At 38.0% G+C, this 1,425-nt stretch carries 8 tRNA genes; all 8 read right to left on the bottom strand.

The annotated features are described in order from the left end of the window. Positions 1–514: 514 nt before the first annotated feature. The 8 genes from CD127_RS11735 to CD127_RS11700 all read right to left on the bottom strand — a co-directional run bounded on the left by CD127_RS11735 (position 515) and on the right by CD127_RS11700 (position 1,248). Positions 515–604 (bottom strand) — tRNA-Ser (locus tag CD127_RS11735). Between the two features lie 56 nt (positions 605–660). Beyond that, positions 661–732: transfer RNA gene (locus CD127_RS11730), tRNA-Glu, on the bottom strand. Position 733: 1 nt separating this feature from the next. Then, positions 734–808, bottom strand: a tRNA-Asn gene (locus tag CD127_RS11725). A gap of 13 nt (positions 809–821) precedes the next feature. Continuing rightward, a tRNA-Gly gene (locus CD127_RS11720) sits at positions 822–895 on the bottom strand. A 14-nt stretch (positions 896–909) separates the two neighbouring features. Further along, positions 910–985 (bottom strand) — tRNA-His (locus CD127_RS11715). A gap of 11 nt (positions 986–996) precedes the next feature. After that, positions 997–1,069: transfer RNA gene (locus CD127_RS11710), tRNA-Phe, on the bottom strand. Between the two features lie 15 nt (positions 1,070–1,084). Next, positions 1,085–1,160, bottom strand: a tRNA-Asp gene (locus CD127_RS11705). 14 nt (positions 1,161–1,174) lie between these two features. Then, a tRNA-Met gene (locus CD127_RS11700) sits at positions 1,175–1,248 on the bottom strand. Positions 1,249–1,425: the final 177 nt, after the last annotated feature.

Raw genomic sequence — 1,425 nt, 5'->3', positions numbered from 1 at the left:
TTCCTCCATATAATATACATATTTATTATAACGATTTTCTTTAGAGTTAGCAGTGGATGTGATTAAAATATACTTTGGATTGGTTTTTAAAATTTCTATAAAATGCCAAAATGTTCATTGTAAACAAAAAAATAAAGAGCTATGTCTACTAAAGTCAAAGCTCTTTAAATTTATTATGATATTCAATTATTGCCTAGCCTCATAATGGGCTGGCTACTGTGTTCAATGTATTTCGTTTTATAAGAACCACGCATTGTCGTCGACAATTTTATATTATAATATTTTTATAAAATATGCAATAATAAAAATTAAAAAGAGTCAAAGCATATCGCTTTAACTCTTAAGTCTACAAATGTTGAAACGATGAATTTCAACTCCGATAATCAATGTATTTGATTTATACCGTCCACGCACGACCGTTGACATAAATATAATATAATCAAATTATATTGCTTTTATCTACTCTAAATACAAAAATAAACTCAGAATGTAACAACCATTCTGAGCTTTAATATGGAGAGTAAGGGATTCGAACCCTTGAAACGCTTGTGGCGTTTACACACTTTCCAGGCGTGCTCCTTCGGCCAGACTCGGACAACTCTCCCCATTATAAAATTGTGTAAATAAAAAAACAGAAGCGATATTTCACTTCTGTTTGGATGACTCCTACGGGACTCGAACCCGTGTTACCGCCGTGAAAGGGCGGTGTCTTAACCGCTTGACCAAGGAGCCATGGCTCCACAGGTAGGATTCGAACCTACGACCGATCGGTTAACAGCCGATAGCTCTACCACTGAGCTACTGTGGAATAATGTTAATAATGGAGCGGGTGATGGGAATCGAACCCACAACATCAGCTTGGAAGGCTGAGGTTTTGCCATTAAACTACACCCGCGTAGTAAACGATTATGGGGCGGTTGAAGGGAATCGAACCCTCGAGTATCGGAACCACAATCCGATGCGTTAACCACTTCGCCACAACCGCCAAAGTGTAAATGGTTCAGGACAGAGTCGAACTGCCGACACATGGAGCTTCAATCCATTGCTCTACCAACTGAGCTACTGAACCATAATAAGTAAGTAATGGCGGTCTCGACGGGAATCGAACCCGCGATCTCCTGCGTGACAGGCAGGCGTGTTAACCGCTACACTACGAGACCTACTAAATTATGTATTGCGGGAGGCGGATTTGAACCACCGACCTTCGGGTTATGAGCCCGACGAGCTACCGAACTGCTCCATCCCGCGCTAATATTATTTGTTTTCTTAGAATCAAGTACTTTATTAGTATATCATTTAAGTCTTAGTAGTGTCAATACTTTTTTTAATTAAATTTTACATTTAATTAATTTAAGCTTTATATATTTATGCGATAATTACTTTTTAAGCACCGCTCTTTTGAATACTTTATTAGTATATATACTA

Source organism: Staphylococcus petrasii, assembly GCF_002902565.1.
Taxonomy (GTDB): Bacteria; Bacillota; Bacilli; order Staphylococcales; family Staphylococcaceae; genus Staphylococcus; species Staphylococcus petrasii.
The sequence above is the reverse complement of the archived record's forward strand: the minus strand, read 5'-3'. Positions and strand labels throughout refer to the sequence as shown.